The organism is Flintibacter muris (assembly GCF_943192995.1).
Lineage (GTDB): Bacteria > Bacillota > Clostridia > Oscillospirales > Oscillospiraceae > Lawsonibacter > Lawsonibacter muris.
The window spans coordinates 12,970-33,372 of the sequence record NZ_CALPCP010000040.1; the positions used below are offsets into that span (position 1 = coordinate 12,970).

General features: G+C 57.0%; 23 protein-coding genes and 2 pseudogenes. 9 read left to right on the forward strand and 16 right to left on the reverse strand.

What is annotated here, in order from left to right; all coding sequences use genetic code 11:
* Positions 1 to 2: 2 nt before the first annotated feature.
* From NFS22_RS19265 to NFS22_RS19340, 16 genes and pseudogenes are all read right to left on the reverse strand, one after another.
* The gene (locus tag NFS22_RS19265; protein WP_251319351.1) at positions 3 to 353 is read right to left on the reverse strand and encodes a DUF2200 domain-containing protein; all 351 of its coding nucleotides are present in this window, start codon (positions 351 to 353) and stop codon (positions 3 to 5) included.
* Between the two features lie 235 nt (positions 354 to 588).
* Positions 589 to 1,362 (reverse strand): CAP domain-containing protein, encoded by a 774-nt coding sequence (locus tag NFS22_RS19270; protein WP_251319352.1) that lies wholly within the window; start codon positions 1,360 to 1,362, stop codon positions 589 to 591.
* A 506-nt stretch (positions 1,363 to 1,868) separates the two neighbouring features.
* Positions 1,869 to 2,207, reverse strand: a complete 339-nt coding sequence (locus NFS22_RS19275) for a hypothetical protein (RefSeq protein WP_251319353.1) — start codon at positions 2,205 to 2,207, stop codon at positions 1,869 to 1,871.
* The gene (locus tag NFS22_RS19280; RefSeq protein WP_251319354.1) at positions 2,159 to 2,497 is read right to left on the reverse strand and encodes a plasmid mobilization protein; all 339 of its coding nucleotides are present in this window, start codon (positions 2,495 to 2,497) and stop codon (positions 2,159 to 2,161) included. The genes NFS22_RS19275 and NFS22_RS19280 overlap by 49 nt, the downstream gene beginning before the upstream one ends.
* 228 nt (positions 2,498 to 2,725) lie before the next feature.
* A complete protein-coding gene (locus NFS22_RS19285) occupies positions 2,726 to 3,121 on the reverse strand; it encodes a DUF6329 domain-containing protein (RefSeq protein ID WP_251319355.1) in 396 nt (131 codons plus the stop codon).
* An 83-nt stretch (positions 3,122 to 3,204) separates the two neighbouring features.
* Positions 3,205 to 3,597: a VapD family protein gene (vapD, locus tag NFS22_RS19290; protein WP_251319356.1), complete on the reverse strand. Its 393-nt coding sequence runs from the start codon at positions 3,595 to 3,597 to the stop codon at positions 3,205 to 3,207.
* Between the two features lie 7 nt (positions 3,598 to 3,604).
* Positions 3,605 to 3,907, reverse strand: coding sequence for a hypothetical protein (locus tag NFS22_RS19295; RefSeq protein ID WP_160572052.1), 303 nt, complete (start codon positions 3,905 to 3,907; stop codon positions 3,605 to 3,607).
* A gap of 85 nt (positions 3,908 to 3,992) precedes the next feature.
* Positions 3,993 to 4,769, reverse strand: coding sequence for a DNA-methyltransferase (locus tag NFS22_RS19300; protein WP_478293235.1), 777 nt, complete (start codon positions 4,767 to 4,769; stop codon positions 3,993 to 3,995).
* A 354-nt stretch (positions 4,770 to 5,123) separates the two neighbouring features.
* Positions 5,124 to 5,537, reverse strand: a pseudogene (locus NFS22_RS24270) (ParM/StbA family protein); the annotation flags it as partial.
* Positions 5,534 to 6,217, reverse strand: a complete 684-nt coding sequence (locus tag NFS22_RS19310) for a DUF4240 domain-containing protein (RefSeq protein ID WP_251319357.1) — start codon at positions 6,215 to 6,217, stop codon at positions 5,534 to 5,536. The pseudogene NFS22_RS24270 and the gene NFS22_RS19310, both read right to left, overlap by 4 nt.
* Positions 6,214 to 6,867 carry a hypothetical protein gene (locus NFS22_RS19315; protein WP_251319358.1) on the reverse strand — a complete coding sequence of 218 codons (654 nt, stop codon included), beginning with the start codon at positions 6,865 to 6,867 and terminating at the stop codon, positions 6,214 to 6,216. Before NFS22_RS19315 ends, NFS22_RS19310 begins: the two co-directional genes overlap by 4 nt.
* 2 nt (positions 6,868 to 6,869) lie before the next feature.
* A complete protein-coding gene (locus tag NFS22_RS19320; protein ID WP_251319359.1) occupies positions 6,870 to 7,289 on the reverse strand; it encodes a synapsin-1 (Synapsin I) in 420 nt (139 codons plus the stop codon).
* Positions 7,286 to 8,032, reverse strand: a complete 747-nt coding sequence (locus NFS22_RS19325; protein WP_251319360.1) for a hypothetical protein — start codon at positions 8,030 to 8,032, stop codon at positions 7,286 to 7,288. Before NFS22_RS19325 ends, NFS22_RS19320 begins: the two co-directional genes overlap by 4 nt.
* The gene (locus tag NFS22_RS19330) at positions 8,022 to 8,945 is read right to left on the reverse strand and encodes a ParB N-terminal domain-containing protein (RefSeq protein WP_251319361.1); all 924 of its coding nucleotides are present in this window, start codon (positions 8,943 to 8,945) and stop codon (positions 8,022 to 8,024) included. Before NFS22_RS19330 ends, NFS22_RS19325 begins: the two co-directional genes overlap by 11 nt.
* On the reverse strand, positions 8,945 to 9,316 hold the full coding sequence (locus NFS22_RS19335) for a single-stranded DNA-binding protein (protein WP_251319362.1): 372 nt from the start codon (positions 9,314 to 9,316) through the stop codon (positions 8,945 to 8,947). The genes NFS22_RS19330 and NFS22_RS19335 overlap by 1 nt, the downstream gene beginning before the upstream one ends.
* 85 nt (positions 9,317 to 9,401) lie before the next feature.
* Positions 9,402 to 10,724 (reverse strand): annotated as a pseudogene (locus NFS22_RS19340) (MSCRAMM family protein); the annotation flags it as partial.
* Positions 10,725 to 11,588: 864 nt separating this feature from the next.
* On the opposite strand from NFS22_RS19340, the gene NFS22_RS19345 reads away from it, so the two are divergent.
* The 9 genes from NFS22_RS19345 (at position 11,589) to NFS22_RS19385 (ending at position 20,380) form a co-directional block, all read left to right on the forward strand.
* Positions 11,589 to 13,118, forward strand: coding sequence for an ABC-F family ATP-binding cassette domain-containing protein (locus NFS22_RS19345; RefSeq protein WP_251319363.1), 1,530 nt, complete (start codon positions 11,589 to 11,591; stop codon positions 13,116 to 13,118).
* A gap of 437 nt (positions 13,119 to 13,555) precedes the next feature.
* The gene (locus NFS22_RS19350; RefSeq protein WP_251319364.1) at positions 13,556 to 13,954 is read left to right on the forward strand and encodes an RNA polymerase sigma factor; all 399 of its coding nucleotides are present in this window, start codon (positions 13,556 to 13,558) and stop codon (positions 13,952 to 13,954) included.
* A 388-nt stretch (positions 13,955 to 14,342) separates the two neighbouring features.
* Positions 14,343 to 14,711: a cysteine-rich VLP domain-containing protein gene (locus NFS22_RS19355; protein WP_251319365.1), complete on the forward strand. Its 369-nt coding sequence runs from the start codon at positions 14,343 to 14,345 to the stop codon at positions 14,709 to 14,711.
* A gap of 150 nt (positions 14,712 to 14,861) precedes the next feature.
* The gene (locus NFS22_RS19360; RefSeq protein ID WP_251319366.1) at positions 14,862 to 15,029 is read left to right on the forward strand and encodes a hypothetical protein; all 168 of its coding nucleotides are present in this window, start codon (positions 14,862 to 14,864) and stop codon (positions 15,027 to 15,029) included.
* Positions 15,030 to 15,256: 227 nt separating this feature from the next.
* On the forward strand, positions 15,257 to 15,439 hold the full coding sequence (locus NFS22_RS19365; protein ID WP_251319367.1) for a hypothetical protein: 183 nt from the start codon (positions 15,257 to 15,259) through the stop codon (positions 15,437 to 15,439).
* Positions 15,436 to 16,647 (forward strand): antirestriction protein ArdA, encoded by a 1,212-nt coding sequence (locus NFS22_RS19370; RefSeq protein WP_251319368.1) that lies wholly within the window; start codon positions 15,436 to 15,438, stop codon positions 16,645 to 16,647. The genes NFS22_RS19365 and NFS22_RS19370 overlap by 4 nt, the downstream gene beginning before the upstream one ends.
* The gene (locus NFS22_RS19375; RefSeq protein ID WP_251319369.1) at positions 16,644 to 17,771 is read left to right on the forward strand and encodes a DUF6329 domain-containing protein; all 1,128 of its coding nucleotides are present in this window, start codon (positions 16,644 to 16,646) and stop codon (positions 17,769 to 17,771) included. Before NFS22_RS19370 ends, NFS22_RS19375 begins: the two co-directional genes overlap by 4 nt.
* Positions 17,765 to 18,889 (forward strand): antirestriction protein ArdA, encoded by a 1,125-nt coding sequence (locus NFS22_RS19380; RefSeq protein ID WP_251319370.1) that lies wholly within the window; start codon positions 17,765 to 17,767, stop codon positions 18,887 to 18,889. The genes NFS22_RS19375 and NFS22_RS19380 overlap by 7 nt, the downstream gene beginning before the upstream one ends.
* A 72-nt stretch (positions 18,890 to 18,961) precedes the next feature.
* Entirely contained in the window at positions 18,962 to 20,380 is a 1,419-nt protein-coding gene (locus NFS22_RS19385) for an LPD28 domain-containing protein (RefSeq protein WP_251319371.1), read from the forward strand.
* Positions 20,381 to 20,403 lie beyond the last annotated feature (23 nt).

The window sequence follows — 20,403 nt, forward strand, 5'->3', positions numbered from 1 at the left end:
TCCTATTTCCGCAGAATCTTCTCCATCGGCTTCCTCTTTGCCAACTCGTCGATCAGCTTGTCCAGGTAGCGGATCTCCCGCATGAGCGGGTCTTCCACTTCCTCCACCCGGACGCCGCAGACAACGCCCTTGATCAGCGTCCGGTTCGGGTTGGGCTGGGGTGCGTTGCGGAAAAAGTCCCCATAGCAGACGGCAGCGGAGCGGGATGCCTCCAGTTGCTCCAGGCTATACCCCGTCAGCCAGCAGATGACTTCATCTACCTCGGCCTTTGTCCGGCCCTTCCTGGTGGCCTTATCCAACAGAAGCCCGTAGATCTTCCCAAAATCCATCTGAAATACTTTGTCGTTGTTCATACGCTGCACACTCCCGGCGATGATACCCTATCTTACCACACTCTATATCGTTTTGCAAAGAGCTGGCCTGAACCTTGGGCAGGTCAACGGAAAGGGTTTCATTCTTTGTTTTCGGTTACGCAATATCTGAGCAGTAAATCTGCTCCCCGGTGCTGTATTTTCCTGTCTATACTCTGTGCCGCCACGAGGAAGGGCCATCCATCTTCCTGGATGGCCCTCCTTGAGTACTATTCGCTTATGCATAGAAGTTGACACTGTTGGGTATCCCGACGAACATGTAGCAGTAGGTGACGTCGTCGTACTGGGTCACACCTACACCGATGCAGTCGCATCTGGGGTCTATCATGGTTTCGAAGTGACCGGGGGAGTTGATCCAGTTGTCGACGGCGCGTTGGGCGGCGTCGGCGGTGCTGGTGAACACGGTGAGATTGGACCCGAAGCCGTAGGGGTAGCCGGCGTCCACAGCGGCCTGGCTCTCCTCTGGAGCGTGATGCCAGGTGTAGCGTCGGTTGGAGCAGGATTGGGCGGCGTTCATCAGAGCCTCGTTGACCGGCAGCTCCGGTACCCCGTTGTCCTTTCGGGTCTGGTTGATGAGCCGGATCATCTCCTGCCGTATTTCCAGGTTGTCTGTCAGGCCGGCACTGTCCCCGCTGGCGGGTGCTTCCAGCGCGGCGGGGGCTGCGGGACCGACCGTCAACGTCATGCTCCCGCATTCCCCAGCGTTGTTGGATGCGGTGATTTCCACGCTCCCCTCCGCCTTGGCGACAGCCACCCAGAAGGTCAGCACCTGCTCGACCGCTACCGTGTCCGGGTTGCTGGAGGTGACGGAGTAGTCCGCACCGCTGGGGCCGATGATTAGGCCACTGCGCTCTCCCACCTCCAAAGTACTGCCCTTGTAACTGCTCACCCGGATGGGCGGGGCCTCCACTGCGATGGCGGGGATAGCGAGGGTTGTTGCGAGGATGGTTGCCGTCAGTGCGGCGGTAATGCGTTTTTTCGTACTGGTCATACTTTTTCCTCCTGATTTCAGTAATTTGCAGGGCTTTCGCAAGCAACACAATATCGAATGAGGAGGCAAAAGTCGATAGGAAATTGCAATCTAAAACGGAGAAATCCGGGAGCAAAAACGAAGCATTTTACATAGTGACCATGAGAGGGCTTTGAGGATGCGGTTTATTTCCTGACCACATAATTAGCCACAGACAGACGTGGAACACATGGAGATACTGGTCTCAGAGAGTGCCAGAGAGTAAATGAAAAGGAGCAGAAATGCCTATAAACCATTAGAATTAGCATAAAAAATCTTTGCAGACCTCTTTGTCTGTACCAGCGCACACGCTGCTCTGAGGATAAGGGCTGATTTATGGCCTTGAAAATCTCCATTATCTGTTTCAGACCTGCCATTCTCGTGACAATTTCTGCTTGCTTGGTACGGCTGGGTACTCCTTGACCACATATTTGCCCACAGACAGAGAAAAACTGGCCCACCGGGGGTGTCCCGGTGGGCCGCAACTCTCAACTTGCCTTATTCTCTGCCCTCAGCCGCTCCTTTTCGGCGGCTACCTCTGTTTTCATCTCGGTTATCATTACTGCCAACAGCTTTTCACATTCCTCCTCCGTGTCTGCGTAGATGTCTCGGGTGCGCTTTGTCCCATCGGGCCAGGTCACCGTGTACCTTCCGTTCCAGCGCCCACTTTTGGTCTGACCCAAGTATCCGCTGCCCCAGTAGCGGCGCTTGCCCCGCTTGGGTTTGAAGTCTGTCAGAGTGCGGCTGGCTACCGCTTGGGGATTCTCTGCGGAAATCTCTACTTTACCAATACCTCGGTCGATTTTAGCGGCGGCCTGCTTCTGCATATCATCAGCTCGTAGACCTGATCCAGCAGGAACAGCCCCCGTTTAGCGTCCTCCGCCCTGGCGATACCGGCGTTGACGCTGCGGGCGATCTGGTTAATATTGTTGCCGATGTGGTGGATCTCCGTCCGCAGCTCCTTGATCTCCTGGGAGGGGCGGGCCTTGACCTCCGTTCCCAACAGCAGGCGGCGCAGATAGGCCGTCTTGGATAGACCGCAGAGACGGGCGCTGTGTTCCAACAGTTCTTTTTCTTCCTTGGACAGCCGCAGGCATATCTCGTATTTCTTTTGCATCAACGCTCCTTTCCACGGCCTGTGGGCCGCAAAATTTCCGCCCGCAGGCGGCATTGGGGTCAGGGGCTTACCCCTGCAAGCGCGCAAAAGATATCTTTGCGCTATGCTTGCGCCGACACCGCCCAGGGGGCGGTGTCGGCCTCGGCCCCGCCAGCGGCGGGGCTTCGCTCCAAGCGGTAGGTTGATTGGAACGGGCGGGCGGCGCCCGCTCTCTCGAAGAGAAAATCATCACCGCTCCCGCTGGCGCCGGGGCTGCCGGAGCTTCAGATCGTAGTGGTCTACCGGCACATCACGCAGATCCAGGCTCCGCTTTTCGGGGATATAGCACGAATACCGGGCGTAGTTGTAGCCTTGGCAGTCCACCAGGATACCGTCCCTGCGGCCCCTGGTGGTCACCAGCAGGCAGCGGGTCACTCCTTTGTCGTAGCCAGTAAGGTGCTTATTGGGGATGAGGAAGGGCATATCCCGCAGTAAATTAGCGGAAAAGTTCTGAAACTGTTGGCCGGTCAGTTGAAGGATCTTGACCACCTCCACCTGGATGGGCTGTGCGGTCTTTACCTCCATCAGCTCCTGGGCATGGCTGGCTTTGAAGAAAAAACAGCCGTAGATCGTAGATTTTGGCAACTTCTCACCTCCTGCCGGGTGTAATAGATTCACCCAGATTTCTGTAAAAAGAGAAGCAAGGTGAATAGTATTCACCTTGCCGTCTATCGTTCCTGCATTGCTTTTCTGTTTTTCTGCCGTTCCCGCCGAACAGGCGGCGGCAGGAGTTCAGCGGGCGGCGTATGGTCGCGCAGCAGGCCCAGGAGGCTGTGCCGCGCCCCGATGTTTGTTGCCGTGATCTCCCTGACGCAGTGCCGCAGCCAGGGAAGCTGTTCCGCCATCTTCTGGGTCAGGAGGGCAACGTCCAGTGCAGTCAGCTTCTCCGTGGAGACATACACGGAATACTGTCGCCGCTCAAAGCCGTTGGTCTCCATAAACCGCCGGATGTCCTTGTAGGCCCGCTTGAAAAACTGCGGGTCCCGGCCCGTCTCCTTGCGGGGATAGTGCTGTCTCAGCGCCTCCTGGCTCAGATCGAAGGTGATTTCTTTCCGGCTCATCCCCATGTTACACAGCACCCCGTGCCTTTCCGGCCTGGGCGAGTACGTCCTCCTCGCCGTCCTCATCCTGCCAGACGCAGGCGGTGGCGCAGGCCATGAACCAGTCCGAGCGCAGCAGAGACAGGATAATATCCCACATACACGCGAAGTCATCGCCGTGGCCCTTGTCCTGGAAGGACAGGGGGTCACCCTCGGAGACACAGGGCAGGCTGTGGGCGGCGAACAGGCTTTTTACCGTCCGGTGAACATCCTCCAGCGTGTGGCCTCGCCGCTCTACGGCGGCTTTGTCAAAGGAAAATTTCACTTTCATTTTGCGACACCTCCTGTTGTTTGGTAGCCCACATCATACCGCACCTTTTTGACAATATCCAGATGAATCGGCAGACAGTTATCGGTCACGCCGCCTGGGCCAGCTCCTGGGCGATCCGCTCCCTGGCGAGGCGGGCGTACTCGTCTGTCACCTCAATGCCGGTGGCGGTGTAGCCCTCCAGCACGGCGGCCAGGACAGTGGTGCCGGACCCGGCGAAGGGGTCCAGGATGTGCCCGCCCGGCTCGGTGATTTTCACGATGTCCCGCATGAGCTGCAGGGGCTTCTCCGTCAGGTGGATGCGGTTCTGGGGGTTGCCGTACTTGAACACCCCCGGCAGGCAGGGGACGGGGCGGTTGATGGGCATATCGCCGTTGGAGCCCCAGACGATGTACTCGGCCTGCTGGCGGAAGCGGCCTTTCTGGGGGCGGGAGTTGCCCTTGTCCCAGACGGCGGTGCCGCGCCAGATCCAGCCTGCCCACTGGAGGGCATCGGAAGCGGCGGGGAGCTGTCGCCAGTCAATGAACATACACACCGGCGCTCCCAGCTTGCACAGCTTCCGGGCGTCTGCCAGCCACTCCGCCGCCCAGCGGGTCCAGGAACGCTGATCCTTGGCGTCCCCCTCGAAGGGCGGGGGCGCGCTGTCGCCCATGCTGGAATACTTCTTGGCGGTGGACTTGTTCTTCTCCGCCTGGGTGCGGCCCCCGGAAGCGTAGGGCGGGTCGGTGATGACGGCGTCAAAGGTTCCAGGGGAGAAACCTCCCAGCAGCTTCAGGGCATCGCCCTGGATGATCTCCCACTTGGGATTATCGCTCACATGGCGCTTCAGCAGCGCGGCCCCGCCGCCCAGGAAGACGGCGGGCATGGCACGGGCATCCAGCCCACTCTCCGCGATGGCGGACAGCAGGCGGCGGACGTAGGCCCCGGCCTCCCGATGGATGATCTCCCTGGCCTGTTCGCCGGTGCTGCCAGCCTCACCCCGGAGGACACTTTCGATCTGCGCCGCCGTCATGGACAGGCCCAGGGCGCGGCGCACCTGCTCCGCGATCTCATCCAAACAGCGAATCATGCCCAGCTCCAGGCTCCGGCAGGTGGCGGCGTTGGGGGTGCGGTTGTCCAGCCGCATCAGATCCACCGTCCAGCCCCCGATGTCCGCCACGATGACGGAGGGTTCGTCCAGCAGTTCCTGCTGGGTGAGGACGGCGGCGTAGCCCTGGGGGAACAGGGACACCTCCGCGATGGTGACGGTGTAGGCGATGCCCTCGTAGCGGAAGGACACCGGCTGGCCGTCCCGGAGCAGGTAGGCCCGGAACTTCTTCTTGTCCCGCCCGAAGCTGGTGAGGGGCAGGCCCGCCGCAAGATGGACAGCGGCGGTGGGTTCCGCGCCCCGGTGGGCCAGCTCTTTGGCAATAGCGGCGAGGGTCAAGAGGTAGTAGTCCTCTGTGACCGTTTTGTCTTTCTGGAGCGGCTGGCGTCCGCTGCCCACCACATAGAACCTGCCGCCGTATTCCAGCACATCCTTCTGGGTGTAGGGTTCATGCTCATACTCCACCAGCCCGGTGGGGTACGAAAAATGGGTGGACTTCATGGCGGCATACCCATGATCCACCCCGATGGTGATGGTGTCGCTCATCTGGATTCGCCTCGATTCTTCTTTATTCTTCTGCTCTTTTTTTCTGTGGCACGAACCATTTTGATTTCCGGGTTGGTGAGGTTCCAAGTATCGTCACGCTGCCTGATTCTCTGTGCCAACTCCTCCGGCGTCAAATATTTAGCGCATAGTTTTGGCAGGTAGGCGGCAGTCTCGCTCCAGGTATAGGGATACCCGATCCCTTCGCCATACACAATATCCGGCTCGATCTTCTCCGACCATGCACGGGATACGGCGGGGTCAAAATCTTCGTAAGTGTTCCGTCCAGTGAGTTCCTCATAAGCGTAATTACCTACATAGCAGATCGTTTCAAAACAGCAGTCCCCATAGACAGGTACATCCGCCAATGAGTCCGGGTCCTTCAGCGCGGCCATGTACACATCTCTGCCCTGGGCGATCAGCCAGCCCCGGAAGTCGGTAAAACCGTCATCGGTGCAGCCGTCCAACATGACAGAGGCGGCGCTCCAGAGGCCGTATTTGTATGCCGCCGCCCGATACGCAAAAGCGGCATAGTCGAAATTCAGGGCCTGCTCCGGCCCCATCTCTATCAGCCGGTCCTCCAGCCATTGGCAGAAGGCATCCTGGTCCTGGCCGCACTGCTCCTTTGCCTGGGCGATCAGTTCCCAGAAGGTGTCCTTGTTGATCTCACTGATACTGCTCACCGTGTCTCACCTCCCCGTTTTGGCTGCGGGCTGTGCTGCTTCAGTTCCGTTATAGCGCCCGCCTCCTGCTCCGGCGATAAAAGGCTTTGAAAGCCCATGCGCTCCAGCACCTTTGCATAGAGCTGTTTTTCAAATGCCTGGTATTCGGAGGTAGAGGTATCCACCTCCCGCAGCGTGGCGGACTCGTAGGTGCTGCCGGGGATAATGTCCCAATCCACCGCCTGGAAGTGGACGGCGGTCAGCCAGTCCAAGAGGCTGTGGCCGCTCATCTCCTCAAACAGTCCCCGGTTGTCCTCATAAGGGAAACAGGACGGCACATCGATCCCCGTCAGCTCCTTCGCCATGCGGTACAGCGTGAAGCCGCTGGGGTCCATGCCGGGGGAGATGGCATCGTAAAACCGTTTCAGCTCATCCGGCGTGGACAGCCGGGGGCAGAACTCCTCCAGGGCGTCCTGGAGCGCCTCTGCCTTGCTGGACAGGAACTTTGTGTAGTCTTTTTGCTCCTCCAATGTGAGCCGCAGTGAGCCTTGCTCCTGTTCGCTCTGTTCCAGCGCCTGCTGTGCCTGCCACAGCTCAGACCGGGCGGTCTCCAGCTCGGCGCGGGCGGCGGGGTACTCCCGGATGGCCCGGATGATGTCTTTCAGTCCCATCCTCACCCCGCCTTTCGGAACCGGGAGAGCAGTTGATCCAGCACACGGATGCGGCCCCGCACCTTCCCGGAGGATACGTCCAGCCCCTTCATCTGGCACCGGATGCGGTAACGTATGGCTTTGAGGTCCTGCCGGTCGCTGCAGCACTCTATCACGATGTACTCGCTGCCGCGGGCCAGTACCTCCCGCCTGCCGTTCTCATCCCGGATGCTGGACATCAGCCGCTGGCCCAGCCGCTTCCGGTAGCTGTTCTGGAGGGCTTCCGCGTCCCCGGATACGCCATGCTTTTTCAAAATAGCGGCGATCTCCCCGGAGCTGATCCGCATCTTGGCGGACAGCACATCCATGATCTCGTCCTCCGCCGCAGGGGGCAGGAGGGGCTTGGGAGGCCCCGCCGCCCGCGCGGGCTGCTGTTTGCTCATCGCTCCACCCCTTTCTTTTCACGGGAATTTTTGATATTTTTGGGATGCTCCGGCAGCGGTACCCCAACATCCTCCGGGCAATAGAGATACATCCCCTTGACGGCATGGGCCTGCTCCGAAACAAAACCGACAGGCGCGTCCTCCAGGCTGGCCACGGCCATGACCGTCCGCCTGCGCCGGTCCCGCCGGGAGGTGTAGCTGTATTGATGATCCCCGTCCCGGTAGATGTGGATGCCCTCCGGCTCCCCGCGCTGTCTGGCGTAGGTGGTTACAGCGTCTTTCTCCGCAATAAACGGGGGAATGACGCCCTTCTGCAGCTCCGGGCCGATGCTGTTGACATAGTGAACCATCTCCCGGATGTTCCGGCAGTCGAACTCCGGCGCGTCAAAGCCGTACCGCTCCGTGACCAGCGCCCACTTCATGCGCTCATGGGGACTGTCCAAGGAGATCACAAAATATTTCCCATCCCGATTCCCGGACAGCGGCTCGAAGCGGACATCGTCATACAGCGGCCCGTTCAAGGTGCAGTTATTTTTGAACCAAACGTAGTAGTTGTCCAGGATAAAGGGATCGGTGATGCCCATGACCACCCGGCCTATCTTCTTCAGCCGTCCGGCCAGGGCGTGGTCCTGGCAGAACCAGTCATACCAGCCAGCCCTGCACTGGGTGTATCTGTCCTGGAGGTTAAAAGCCCCGGCCCGAAACTGCTCCTGCCACTGGCGGACAGACAGTTCATCCGGCATCGCCGTCACCTCCCGGCAGCAACGATTCCAAAATGCCGGCGATGGTGGAGAACACCTCCGCCAGCTCACGGGCGTCCTTCACGCTGTCCTCGATCTCCTCCCGCGTCATGCGGGTGCATTCCGTCCAGATGCGGACGTTTTCCTCCGTGGGAGTCAGCAGCACGGCCTTTTCAAAGGCTTTGCAGAACAAATCAGCGATTCTACCCCTTCGGTCGGCCTCCGCGTCACACTGCCGGATCTCCTTTTTCGCCTTTTCCAGCTCCACCGCCAGGGCGGCGGCCTCCTCCCGCTGCTCCTCCGGCAGCTCCCGCATCTGCCGGGTGATGTTGTAGCCCTGGTTGATGGACAAATCGCCGCTGTCCAGGGCCTCCTTCACAGCGGCGGGGGCGTGTTCATCGATCTGCATGACCTTGCCCATGGTGCGTTCCCCCAGGCCGACAGCGTCCGCCAGCTCCCTGCGGGTGTCCACAGGGTCAGAGTGGACTTCCGGCAATGTTGCCGAAAGTCCACTATCATACTGATTCCCATGGTATTCCTGCTGATTGGCCCTCGCCCTGGCCTCAATGTCCGGCTTCAGCCGGAGGGCGATCTTGCCCAGCTCCCACTTGTCCAGGTTGCGGCGGCCCTTCTGGGTGTCCAGCGCCCACTGCTTGGCCTCCAGCATATCTTCAAACGAGAACACGGCCATCTGGTAGGGCAGGCCGTGCTGTTCGCACAGCCTCTGCCGGTTGTGGCCGTCAATGACCACCATGTCCTCGTTGACGATGACCGGGGAGTAGCAGCCGTTTTTCAGAATGTCCGTTTCCAGGGCGGCGAGCTGCTCCCCCGTCAGCGGGGGGAGCAGTTCAGTCATCTCAGGCAGGACGGTGGGGATGCGCTCCGTACTGCTGTATATGGTTCCGGTGTTGTGCATCAGGCCGCCTCACCGGCGCTGCCGTCCTCGCTGGCCGCGCCAGCGGCCTCCTCCACCTTCCGGGGGGACAGGAACTCCACCTCGGTGGCCTTGATGAGAAATCCCGGCTGGTGGGTGGGGTCCTCCGCGAAGGTGATGGTTTCGAAGTCGCCAGAGGCGGCCAGCTTGCAGCCCTTCCAGGCGAAGGCGGCGCACCGCTCCGCCAGCGCGCCCCGGACCTTGATGGAGATGAAGTCGGTGAGCTTGTTGCCCTCCCGGTCCCGGTAGCGGCGGTCGGAGGCGATGCGCAGGATGGCGTAGGGCTTGCCGTCCTCATGGCACTTCAGCTCCACATCGTTGGTCAGGTTCCCGATTGCGGTAATTTTCAGCATAGCGTTTCTCCTTTTCAGATGATGTTATTTATAATGTATAGGGGAGCCGCCTGCTGGCGGCCCCCCTGGGTGCGAATGGGAGGGATCAATACCCGGTCTTGGGCAGCGGGGTGGGCTTGCCGTAAACGGTGGTCACCCAGCGGCTGATGGCCTGCACCCAGACCCCGTTGTACACACCGCCCACATCCGCGATGTTGACAAAGCTGCTGCCAGCGGTCAGGCCAGCCACAGCGGTACACTTGATCTGGGGCTTCTCCACCTGGGCAAAGCCAGCCGGGGCCTGCCCGAAGACGAACATTACTTCCGTCACCCGCTCATTGGCCGCGAGGCCCAGGGCGGCGGGGGATGCCTGCAGGGTGTAGTTCTTCTGCGTACTCAGGTTGTCCGCCAGGGTCCGGTACTCGCCGCCGTTCACCCGGTAGGTGATCTTATACACGCCGGGGAAGTTGTAGGTGCCGGTGACGATGGTGTTCAGCCGCACCTGGGCGGGGAGCGTATCCCTCCAGTAGAAGGACTGGAGCATGACGTTGGAATTGTTGGCGATGCCGGACAGCACATAGTTCACCGGCTGGCCCGCCATGGCCTCCTTGGGTCCGGTCTTGGTGATGGACACGCCGGTGGTCAGGCTCTTGTTGGTCACCTCAAAGCGGAGGATCTGGCCCTCATGCTCCAGGTAGGCGGTCAGCTCCTGGTCGCTCACACCATAATTCGCCGGGGCCTTGGTCTCCCGGATGGTGTAGCGGCCCAGGGGCAGAGGCTTGGAGGAGGCCAGACCGCGCTGGTCGCTCTTGATGGTGTCCACAAGGTTCCCGGCCTTATCGTAAATTTCAAAGACAGCCCCCTCCAGCGGAGTACCGGCAGGCAGGCCATTGGTGGAGTTATAGTCGGCGGATTTTTTCACGATCTGGATCTGAGCGGTGATGGGGATGTTCTTCCACTCGATCAACGTGGTCTCGCCAGCAGTAACATACACCGTTTTCATCTGGGTGTCGGGAACATAGCCCTCATTCTCCAACTCCCGCAAGTAGTACCGGCCAGAAACCGTCAGGTTCTCGATGTACACATACCCGGAATTGTCAGAGGTGTACTGGCCCACAGGGGTGTTGGTACTGTCGTACAGCAGGAAGGTCACACCCTGGATGCCCTTGCCGGTGACGCTGTCGGTCTTGTGGATGAGAATGCCGCTGAAAGGCTTGTTTTCCACGGTGAGAGTGGTGTTTTTGCCGTTTTTCATGGTGAAATAGTGGCGCGTGGCGTCCAGCTTGAAGCCCTTCGCCGCCTCGGTCTCCACCGCGTAGTAGTCTCCGGCGTCCAGCTTGAGGGACACCCGGCCATCGCTGCCGGTGGTGACGGTCTCCACCAAGGCATCATCCGAGGCGCGGCGGATCTCGAAGGTCACGTTGGGGATGTAACAACGGCGGAAAAAGTAAATTCCCCAGGGCTGCCGGCAAAGGCCGGCTGCCCTGGGGTTGGTTGATAGCGAGTTTACTCCGTCCGCAAAAGGGGGATTTTGCATCTCTGGTGCGTAAAATTTTTGAAACGAGAGGTCGTTTTGAAAAATCCAACTTTTTCTCGCTTTATTTGTTACAACTCCGTCTTTTCTTCCGCATTGAATAACTTTATTTTCGCATTTTTTGCTTGTATCTTTTTCATCTACACAAGGTTTTTGAACGGGGTAAACTCATTCTCGCCCTCGTCGCTGTCCACTCCGTCGGAGACGGCCACCAGCCGGACATCGTGGGTCGGGAAAAATTCTTCGCTGATATGGACAAGACCACAAAAACTATGAAGCGGAGTTGCTGACAATACCTTGCTATAAAGGCGAAAAATATCACTTTTGCAGTAAAATTGTCTAACATTGATTTGTGTGTTGACAAACGTGCCGAAATATGATAATCTGACGCAGGTTTCATAAATTCCCACGGAGGCACAGTATGAACTTTCATTTGACTGATAAACGAGTAAAGAGAATTTGCTCTGTACAATCCGAACCGATGAAACATTGTACAGAGTATAGCGTATAGAACGCTTTAGGATTTCATCGGGAAACAAGGCAGTATCCGTTCAGGTTTACCACCTGGAGCGGCTATTGCTTATTTCCCGTACATGAATTTAGCGTAATAAAGGCTATGGGCAATGTTTTGTCCATAGCCTTTTGCTTTTTATTTCACTTGAGGAAATGACAGGCAGAGGGCAGATGCACTTTTGTGTATATTCGCCCTCTGCCGTTTTCTTTTTTGTACAAGTATCAAAGAGAAAGGACTTGAAACAAATGAGCTTATTAGAAATACATGGATTAACTCACTCTTTTGGTGAAAATCTTCTTTACAAAAATGCGGAATTAACGCTGAACAAAGGAGAACATATCGGCATTGTAGGACAAAACGGCACAGGGAAAAGCACGCTGGTCAAGATATGCACAGACCAAGTTCTACCTGACGCTGGAGAAATTATTTGGCAGACAAATACTGCTATCGGATATTTAGACCAATACGCCGAGGTAGACCGTAATCTGACAATGAGAGATTTTCTGAAATCGGCATTTTCAAGATTATATCAGGTTGAGGCCGAAATGGCATCGTTATATGAGCAAGCTGCAAATGGAGATATGGAATGTTTAGAACGCGCCGCCCAACTCCAAGAACGTCTGGAGATAGAGGATTTCTATTCGATTGACACACGCATTGAACAGGTTGCGAGCGGCTTAGGATTGTTCGCTGTTGGTCTTGACCGTCCGATTGGTCAGATGAGCGGCGGACAGCGTGCAAAGGTAATTCTGGCAAAGCTGCTGCTGGAAAAGCCGGATGTACTTCTCCTGGATGAACCAACAAATTTTCTGGACAAGGAACACGTCACATGGCTGGCCGACTATTTATCGACGCTGGAAAATGCTTTCATGGTTGTATCACATGATTTCGATTTCCTTGATAAAATCGCAAATCGGATTTGTGATATAGACGGCAATCAAATTACCAAATATTATGGCACCTATTCGGAGTTTTTGAAAAAGAAAACGCTCCTGCGGGAAGATTATGTGCGCCAGTATTCCGCACAACAGAAAGAGATAAAGAAAACAGAAGAATTTATTCGCAAAAACATTGCTGGACGAAAATCGAAGATGGCAAGAGGGCGACAGAAGCAACTTGACCGTATGGACAAGCTGGAAGCTTTAGACCAAAAGGAGATAAAACCGACATTTCATTTTCCAGCATTGCCTCTGACAAATACGAAGCATTTGTGTGTCAGCCATTTGGCAGTTGGCTATTACTATCCCGTGTTATCCGAGGTTGACTTTGCCATAAAAGGCGGACAGAAAGTTGTTATTACTGGGTTCAATGGAATTGGCAAATCAACGCTCTTAAAGACGCTGATCGGACAACTCCCGGCTCTGCGTGGGCAGTTTAAGTTTTCGGAACAAGTTACGTTTGGATATTTTGAACAGGATTTAGTATGGGCCGATAGCGACCAAACCCCAATACAAATTCTTTCGGACGCTCACCCTGATATGGCAATGAAAGAAATTCGGAAACATCTTGCTCAATGCGGGATTTCAAGCAAACACGCTATGCAGCCGGTTGGTTCATTGAGTGGCGGCGAGCAGGCTAAAGTAAAAATGTGTTTACTGACACTTATTCCCTGCAATTTTTTAATTTTGGATGAGCCTACAAACCATTTAGATGTTCAAGCGAAGGAGGCGTTGAAAGAAGCTTTGATAAATTTCTCTGGGACAGTTTTACTTGTTTCGCATGAGGAAAGCTTTTATACCGGCTGGGTACAGCGGGTGATAAGCGTGGAAAAATGAAATAGGCGGTTGCTTTTCCCCTGTTAAGGTTCACCTTCAATAAATCAACCAAATAATTTGAAAAACTGCCGCACGACGGCAAAAGAAAAAAGCCGTCGTGCAGCAGTCTATTATCATGCTTATTTCTGGCGGCTTTGAGAAATCAGAGCCGCCGCTTTTTTGCGTTTTGGCGGCAATAGGAGGATGCCGCCATGCGACTGCTGATAGATAGGCCCTTGTCAAAAAAAGCCTGACCTACGCAACGGCGATCCCCGCCCAGACTTGCGAAAATAGTCGCTTTTCGCCTGCATATATTGTCACCCCCAGCGCCCGAATAGCCTTGTGCTGTTCGGGCACTTTTGCTTTTTCAGCAGGCCGTTTCATCTGGCCCCGATGTCGCGGCCCGCCCTCTCTGTTCAGATTCCGCTTACCCCAAATCTGAACAGGAGGAAAACAAGATGGAGATCACCATCAAGAGATACAGCCGCAAAATGACTTATGAGGATGTCGCCACCCTTGATGAATTTTGGGAACTGGTCAAGCGCACCGAACGGAGCCTTGAGCGGGAGCAGCGGCGGCATTGGGATGGCCGCGAGTGTGACGAGTACATAGTCGCCGCCCAGGGCGTTCTGCCCTACTGTGCCACCCCGGAGGAACTGGTCTGCCAGCAGGAAACGCTGGATGAAATTCTGGGGGTGCTGGCCCTCTGCACCCCCACCCAGCAGGAGCGGTTTCTGCTCTATGCGCTGTACGATTACAGCTATGCAGAAATCGGGCGGATGTGCGGCTGCTCCAAGGCCGCCGTTTATGACAGCATCGAGGGAGTACGGAAAAAATTTTTTAAATTTTACCGCTGACCGCCCTGACGATCACCCCGGCATAATGGCTACCAGGTGAGGGGCAGTTGCCCTATCACCGGGAGGGACAAGCTGCTCTGGCGGCTTGTCCCTCCTATGCCAAGGAGGTCAGAATGTCAGCGACAAATCTGCTTCAGCAAGAGTGTGTCCGTTTCTTACGGCGCACTTATACACCGTTCCGGTGTCGTGCGCCCTGCCGGGGGGCGTTGCGTCCTTCGGACGCGATGGGGAGCTGCACTCCCCAACCCCCTTGCACACCCACAGGAAAAGAACACCCGCTTCGCGTCTGTTCCTTTCCTGTGGGTCAGGTATCGCCAGTGCCAAATTGGCACTCACGTTAAAAACGCACATCTGACGTTTTTGGGATTTTACCGGGGGAGCGTGTGAAATGGAAGCGCACGAAATCCTCCACATGACCTATCAGCAGTACCGCACAGTCCGGCGGCTGGTGCATGAGTGCTGCAACTACGATTGCGGAAACTGCCTGCGCCTGGACAACGGCGAGGAATGTATCTGCCCTCAAAGCATCACCTTCTCACTGATCTGCAAATGGTTCCGCGCAGCCGTCCTCCCTCTGGACGCTGGTCTGTGCGTCGCCCTGTTCCCGCCACCCACTGCCAGACAGCGGCGGTGCCGGGAGTGCGGGAGGACGTTTGCTCCGCCCAGGCACAACATCCTTTACTGCTCTGCCTGCGCCGCAGAACGGGCCAAACGGAGCAAGCGGGCCTGGGCAAAGAAAAACCGGGCTGATGTGTAGAAAAAGTACCCGCTGAAAATGCAGTAATATCAAGGCTTTCAAGACCGCCATCAATGGGGGCCTGATACATTCTCCTTCCCGCCCCCGAAAACGGGCCTCTAACGGCCCACAGCGGCGGTCTGGACAGTCAAAACCAAGGAGGCCGATACCATGACTGACTACATGACGACAACCACCGAATTGCCACCCTATTTCTTTTTCCCCTGGTTCCTGATGGAGATGGAGTTGACCTTTACTGCCAAGCTGACCTATACCATTGCAGCACCGAAACGCTGGCAGGCACATACCCCATCACGGACGAGCAGGAAAAATGCCTGAAATCCATCATAGAACAAATCTAACGTAGCGTCCCGAACCTGGGAGAGCTTCTTGCCCAGGAGCAGAAACTCGAAGCTCCGGAGGCTCCTGAAAACGGCGGGATGCAGTTCAGCTAAAAATCAATATTTGTTCCAATCAAGGCCGTTTCCCTGAAAAAAGGGCAGCGCCTTTTTTCTTTTTGTCCTTTTTTCAGGAACTACAAATAACAACAGGAGGACAAGAAGAATATGCCGCGATATTTTATGGGCGATACCCGTCTGGCGGGGCTGGAGCGGATGATGATGGACCCGGCCAGGACGCCGTCCACCCGCACTGACACCCGGAAGAAAAGACCCCAGAAGAAGCCGTTCCGCAGCCAGCCCACCAAGCCGTGCTTCCGTGAGTGGGAGATCAAGGAGGGCAACGTATGAGCTATGTGATCCAAGCGGCCCTGAGCAATCCCCGGCGCCCGGAGTGCGGCCAGGTGACCATCCCCTTCCCCATTCCGGTTGAGCAGTACGATCAGACTATTGAGATGCTTCAGGCAATCGACCTGGGCTTTTCTGTGAACCGGGACTGCAAGGTGGACGAGATCGACAGCCGGTACAGTGTGCTGGGTTCTATCCAGGGCACACTGGTCAATTTGGACCAGCTGGACTATCTGGCAAAACGGCTGGATGGTTTCTGCGCCGGCGAAGTCAGCCAGTTCCAGGCTATGGCCCACAAGCTGGAGATAACCGACGTCACAGACTTCATCAACCTGACGTTCTGCTGCCAGCAGGCCACAGTCATCACCGACTTCTCTGATCTGGAGCAGATCGGGAAGGATCACGCCATGACGCTGAACGGCGGCGCAATGCCGATGGAACAATACCAGGCCGTGGACGGCAGGAAGGAAGCCCTCCAGCTCATCCAGGGCGGCGGCGGGATCGTCACTCCCTTCGGCGTGGTCTACGATAACGGAATGGAACTGAAGTCGGTCTATAACGGACATCAGTTCCCCGCATATCCCTATGACGGCCTCTTTATGGTGTTGGAGCTCACGCCGAAGCGGGGGCTGGCGGAGGGGAAAAATCCGGAATACCTGTACCTCCCCGCCGCGGAACACCAAATTGAACGGACGCTGCTCCGCATTGGCGTCACCGCATTACACGAAGCTCAAGTGCGCCTCGATTTTGACGAGCTGTCGGAAAAGATATCGGATGCCTTGGATCTGGAGCACCTGAGCGGTGACGATATCCCAGCCCTTAACAGGATGTGTCAGGCTATCGAGCCGCTGAAGGAGGCGGATATGGAGAAGCTGAACGCTGTGGTGCTGATGGCGGAGGCAGGAGATATGATGGCTGTCCGCCAGCTGGCGGAGAACCTGGATCAGTTTGACTTTGTCCCCGGCGTTCAGACCCCGGAGGAATATGGCAGGTACATGATCCGGGAGTCCGGCCACTTCGACTATGACGAGAACCTGGAGGGCTTCTACAACTACAAGCAGTATGGTGAACAGCACATCCAGCAGGAGGGCGGGCAGTTCAATGAGTGCGGCTATGTGGTGTACCAGGGCACTGTTCCGCTGGAGGAACTGATGCGGGGCGCTCCCACAGAACAGTGGCAGGGACCGCAGATGGGAGGGCTGTCCCAATGAATCTGCGAATGTGGAAAGGTATCCTCGACTCCGAGACGGCGACCATCACTTTTCCAACGACTCTGGATGAGGTTCAGAAGGAAATGAGAGGTTTAGAGGAGTTCGGTCAACGTTATGGCCTGGTAAGAGGCATCGACGGTGAAGGCCCGGCACAAGTTCTGACCGGACGTGTCAGGGTCGATGACCTGAACACGGAAGCCGGAATCCAAAATCTCAACCAATTGGCTGAGGTGATAGACCATATGGACAGCGAAAGGCTGAAATTCCTCGGCGGGGCGCTGGCACTGGAACGAGCCGATGATCTGAATGATGTTCTGCGCATCATAGCCAGCCTGGATCAGTATGAAATATTTCCCAGGATCAAGACAGATGAGGACTTGGGGCATTTTCTGGTGGAAACCGCGCCCATTACCGGGAAATTTTCTTTTCCCGAGAAAGTCCAGCCCTATCTGGACTACGCCAAGATCGGCGCGGAGCAGCGGGATGTTCTTGGCGGGATGTATACATCCAATGGCTTCATCAAACGCCGGGAACAAGCCCCTGTACAGGCCGAAGCGCCGAAGGCCATCGTCCTGACGCTCATGGCCTTGGAGCATAGTGATACCCTGCTCCTCCCCGCTTCCGCCGAACAGCTGGAGCAGGCAAAAAGGGCGCTGGAGATCGAGGACTTCTCCCAGGCGGTGATCGCCGGCGTCGACTACGAAGCCCCCAGCTTGAACCGGCTGATCCCCAGAGACTGCATCACCGTGGAATACGCCAATGAGATGGCGCAATGTCTTCGCAGACTTAAAACAGACGGCGAGATGATGAAATACTGCGCCGCGCTGGAGGTAGAGGAGCCGTCCACCTTCACCGAAGCCCTTGATATGGCCATAGACATCGATGACTATGAGCTGATCTCCAGCAGTGAGCGTGAGTATGGCCGTCAGGCCCTGATCCGCATGGGCGCAAATGACGAGGTTCTGGAGGCCATAGAGGGACACACCGATTTTGACCGGCTGGGCAGCGAGATGATGGAGGAGGACGGCGTCCGGCAGACCGGATTCGGTATGGTACGCCGTTTGAGCAAGCCCTTTTCGCCCGAGCCGGAGCCAGGCCAGCAGATGGGAGGGTTATCATGCTGAAGCTGAATATACTCAGCGGCAGAGTGATCGAGCAGTTGGAGCTGCCGGTGCCGCTGGACGAATTCAAACGTAAGGTCGATGAGATCCGTTTGGCGGGCCAGCCGAATACCGCGCCCACGGTATTGAGCGTTGACAGCTCCGTTCCTGCCCTCAGCTGGCATCTCCAGCAGACTGCGCTGGACAACGATCCTGTGCTCCAAGAACTGAACCAGCTGGCAGAGGTAATCAATGGGATGGACGCCGCGGGCTACTATCATCTGAATAAGGCTCTGTCCACAGACCATAAGCAGAGTCTGGACATGATCCATCATACTGCCATCTATATAAGGCCGAGCAGTACAGGCTGCTATGAGGTCATTCCAGGAATAACCATGCACGAGGACTTGGGCAAGTGGCTGGTGGAACATGACCGTCTGGAGGGAAAAACTCCGGAGATTCTGCGGCCCTACCTGAACTACCGCTCCATTGGGGTAGATTATTGCAATGATCACGATGGGGAGATTCTGTCCGGCGGCTATGTAGGGATACGGGAAGGCGCCATGGAGCAGTTCTGGGATGAGCAGAGCCTTCTCCAGCTGACGCTTGCCACATCGAAAGGAACCTTCTCCATCAACCTCCCCGCCGCAACTGAGCGTATGGACCAGGCAAAAAGGGCTCTGGATCTGGAGGACTTCGCTGAGGCCAGCATCACCGATATCAAGCTCTCAACACCGTACCAGGAGGCCAAACTTCCCTTGTGCGCCATCACTGTGGAGGATGCCAACACATTGGCGATGTACCTTGAAATGATGGAGCAGGAGGACGGAGACCTGAAAAAGTTCCTTGCGGTTCTGGAGGTGGAGCAGCCAGATACCTTTACCGAGGTCGTCCGCATCGCCATGAATCGGGATAACTACGAGCAGATCCCGGAGGATATGGATGAGTACGGGAAGCAGATGCTTCGGCGCATCGGGGCTGACGATGAAGTCATTGATACCATCGACGGGTATATGGATTTTGCCCGTCTGGGCGAGGACTCCATGGCAGAGGACGGCGTCCGGCGGACAGAGTTCGGCCTGGTGCGCCGGCTGAGCTCCCCTTTTCCGCCTGGCCCGGAGATCGGTCAGACGATGATGTAAAAAAAGCTGGACTTTCCAGCAAAGGTGTGGTATTTGTGTTTGCTGCAAAACTAAAAGGAAGAGGTGAAACCATTGCAAATCAACATCTACAAGGACAAAATGCTGGGGGCCCGGCTGTTTGGGGCCTCGGTGCTGTACAGTGCCAAGCCCATCCCCCGTGAGGATGTGCCTCCGGGTTGGCGCTGCTATGACCTGCGGGGTACGGCCCGGCATCCGGACGAACCTCACTCGCTGGTGGAAATGGCGGAGGAAAACCACGCCGGTTCTATCCTCTCCTACCTGCCGCTGAAAAGCGGGCGTTCCCAGTACAGACTGGTCAAGAATATGTTCCAATTGACCGGGACATATCCCACCCTGGCAGAGTTCTGCGCTGAGGAAAAGATCCGCTGCCCCGAAACCCCTATCCGACATCTGCTGCGCCCCGCATCCCCCGAGGATGCGGGGCTTTTCTATGCCCAGACGCCGGAGAGGGATAAGGAGCTGGGAGCCATCGGCCATGTCCGCATCGACTTCGGGCACAACGGACGCGAGGGCTTCTACCACACCTGGTGGCCCAGAGGCTCCGAGGAACTGAATACCCAGGAGTTCCAGGCTGAGCTGGACAAGGTGGTGAACGATCTTCGCAGGAGCGTTCTGAAAGACCTCTCCTCCATGCGGCGGTACTGCTATGGCAGCGAGGGGGCCATTGAGGGTGGTACCTGCTACCAGAACTACGGCTTCACGCTGGAGACGGAGCGATACCTCTATCGCCTGCGGTGCAACCCCGTCGAGGGCGACTACCAGGCATACCTCTCCTGCTTCGACAAGCAGGCCCAGCAGATGGGGCTGACGGAAAAAGGGCGCCAGGCACTCCAAAACGCCGCCAACCCCACGCTCCCCCACAGCTATGACTGGTATGTGATCGAGCACATCAACACACCTGAGCGGCAAGTGACCCACCAGCTCCCGCTGGAGGAGGCTATGCAGTTATACGCCGGCCTTGACTGCGAGGATAAGCGGCTGGGGGTCACTAAGGACGGCATCGCCGCAGTGGATCTGGCCATCCATTGGGATGGCCGGGAATGGCTGTCGGAGGATCGCCTGAAACTGGACAGCTTCAAGGATGACCCAGTGGTGGCGGATGCCGCCGCCCGGCTCCAGCAAGTGCTGGACGAAAGCCCGGCTGTCGGACGGGTCACCTTCGCCAGCGGGGAGCGGTGGAACTACACCGATCCGGAGAAGTATCTCCAGGCTGTCCGTGAGGAACTGCCCCGCCAGGCCACCACCGGCTTCCGCTGCGAGACCCTGACTGACGACCCGGCGATCCGCAAGGCCGTGGATGATATGCTCTGCGATCTGTATGGGGAGGAGAATCCCCACACTCTGGAGGACTACGGCAGCACCGGCATGACGATGGGAGGACATAAGTTTTGTCTCCCGGCACTTCTCCGCCGTGACCACGCAGAGCGTTTACGAGATCATCCAACACGGCTCGGCGGCCCTGCCTGGTGAAATGGTGGCGGCAGCTGTGTATC

Bases quoted from the DNA above. Each gene is read 5' to 3' on its own strand.
- NFS22_RS19315 (WP_251319358.1), bottom strand. From the start codon at position 6,867: ATGGGACTGAAAGACATCATCCGGGCCATCCGGGAGTACCCCGCCGCC.
- NFS22_RS19270 (WP_251319352.1), bottom strand. From the start codon at position 1,362: ATGACCAGTACGAAAAAACGCATTACCGCCGCACTGACGGCAACCATC.
- vapD (WP_251319356.1), bottom strand. From the start codon at position 3,597: ATGAGCCGGAAAGAAATCACCTTCGATCTGAGCCAGGAGGCGCTGAGA.
- NFS22_RS19365 (WP_251319367.1), top strand. From the start codon at position 15,257: ATGCCGCGATATTTTATGGGCGATACCCGTCTGGCGGGGCTGGAGCGG.
- NFS22_RS19375 (WP_251319369.1), top strand. From the start codon at position 16,644: ATGAATCTGCGAATGTGGAAAGGTATCCTCGACTCCGAGACGGCGACC.
- NFS22_RS19300 (WP_478293235.1), bottom strand. From the start codon at position 4,769: ATGCCCGCCGTCTTCCTGGGCGGCGGGGCCGCGCTGCTGAAGCGCCAT.
- NFS22_RS19275 (WP_251319353.1), bottom strand. From the start codon at position 2,207: ATGCAGAAGCAGGCCGCCGCTAAAATCGACCGAGGTATTGGTAAAGTA.
- NFS22_RS19330 (WP_251319361.1), bottom strand. From the start codon at position 8,945: ATGCACAACACCGGAACCATATACAGCAGTACGGAGCGCATCCCCACC.
- NFS22_RS19360 (WP_251319366.1), top strand. From the start codon at position 14,862: ATGACTGACTACATGACGACAACCACCGAATTGCCACCCTATTTCTTT.
- NFS22_RS19370 (WP_251319368.1), top strand. From the start codon at position 15,436: ATGAGCTATGTGATCCAAGCGGCCCTGAGCAATCCCCGGCGCCCGGAG.
- NFS22_RS19325 (WP_251319360.1), bottom strand. From the start codon at position 8,032: ATGCCGGATGAACTGTCTGTCCGCCAGTGGCAGGAGCAGTTTCGGGCC.
- NFS22_RS19355 (WP_251319365.1), top strand. From the start codon at position 14,343: ATGGAAGCGCACGAAATCCTCCACATGACCTATCAGCAGTACCGCACA.
- NFS22_RS19335 (WP_251319362.1), bottom strand. From the start codon at position 9,316: ATGCTGAAAATTACCGCAATCGGGAACCTGACCAACGATGTGGAGCTG.
- NFS22_RS19380 (WP_251319370.1), top strand. From the start codon at position 17,765: ATGCTGAAGCTGAATATACTCAGCGGCAGAGTGATCGAGCAGTTGGAG.
- NFS22_RS19350 (WP_251319364.1), top strand. From the start codon at position 13,556: ATGGAGATCACCATCAAGAGATACAGCCGCAAAATGACTTATGAGGAT.
- NFS22_RS19265 (WP_251319351.1), bottom strand. From the start codon at position 353: ATGAACAACGACAAAGTATTTCAGATGGATTTTGGGAAGATCTACGGG.
- NFS22_RS19280 (WP_251319354.1), bottom strand. From the start codon at position 2,497: ATGCAAAAGAAATACGAGATATGCCTGCGGCTGTCCAAGGAAGAAAAA.
- NFS22_RS19295 (WP_160572052.1), bottom strand. From the start codon at position 3,907: ATGAAAGTGAAATTTTCCTTTGACAAAGCCGCCGTAGAGCGGCGAGGC.
- NFS22_RS19345 (WP_251319363.1), top strand. From the start codon at position 11,589: ATGAGCTTATTAGAAATACATGGATTAACTCACTCTTTTGGTGAAAAT.
- NFS22_RS19320 (WP_251319359.1), bottom strand. From the start codon at position 7,289: ATGAGCAAACAGCAGCCCGCGCGGGCGGCGGGGCCTCCCAAGCCCCTC.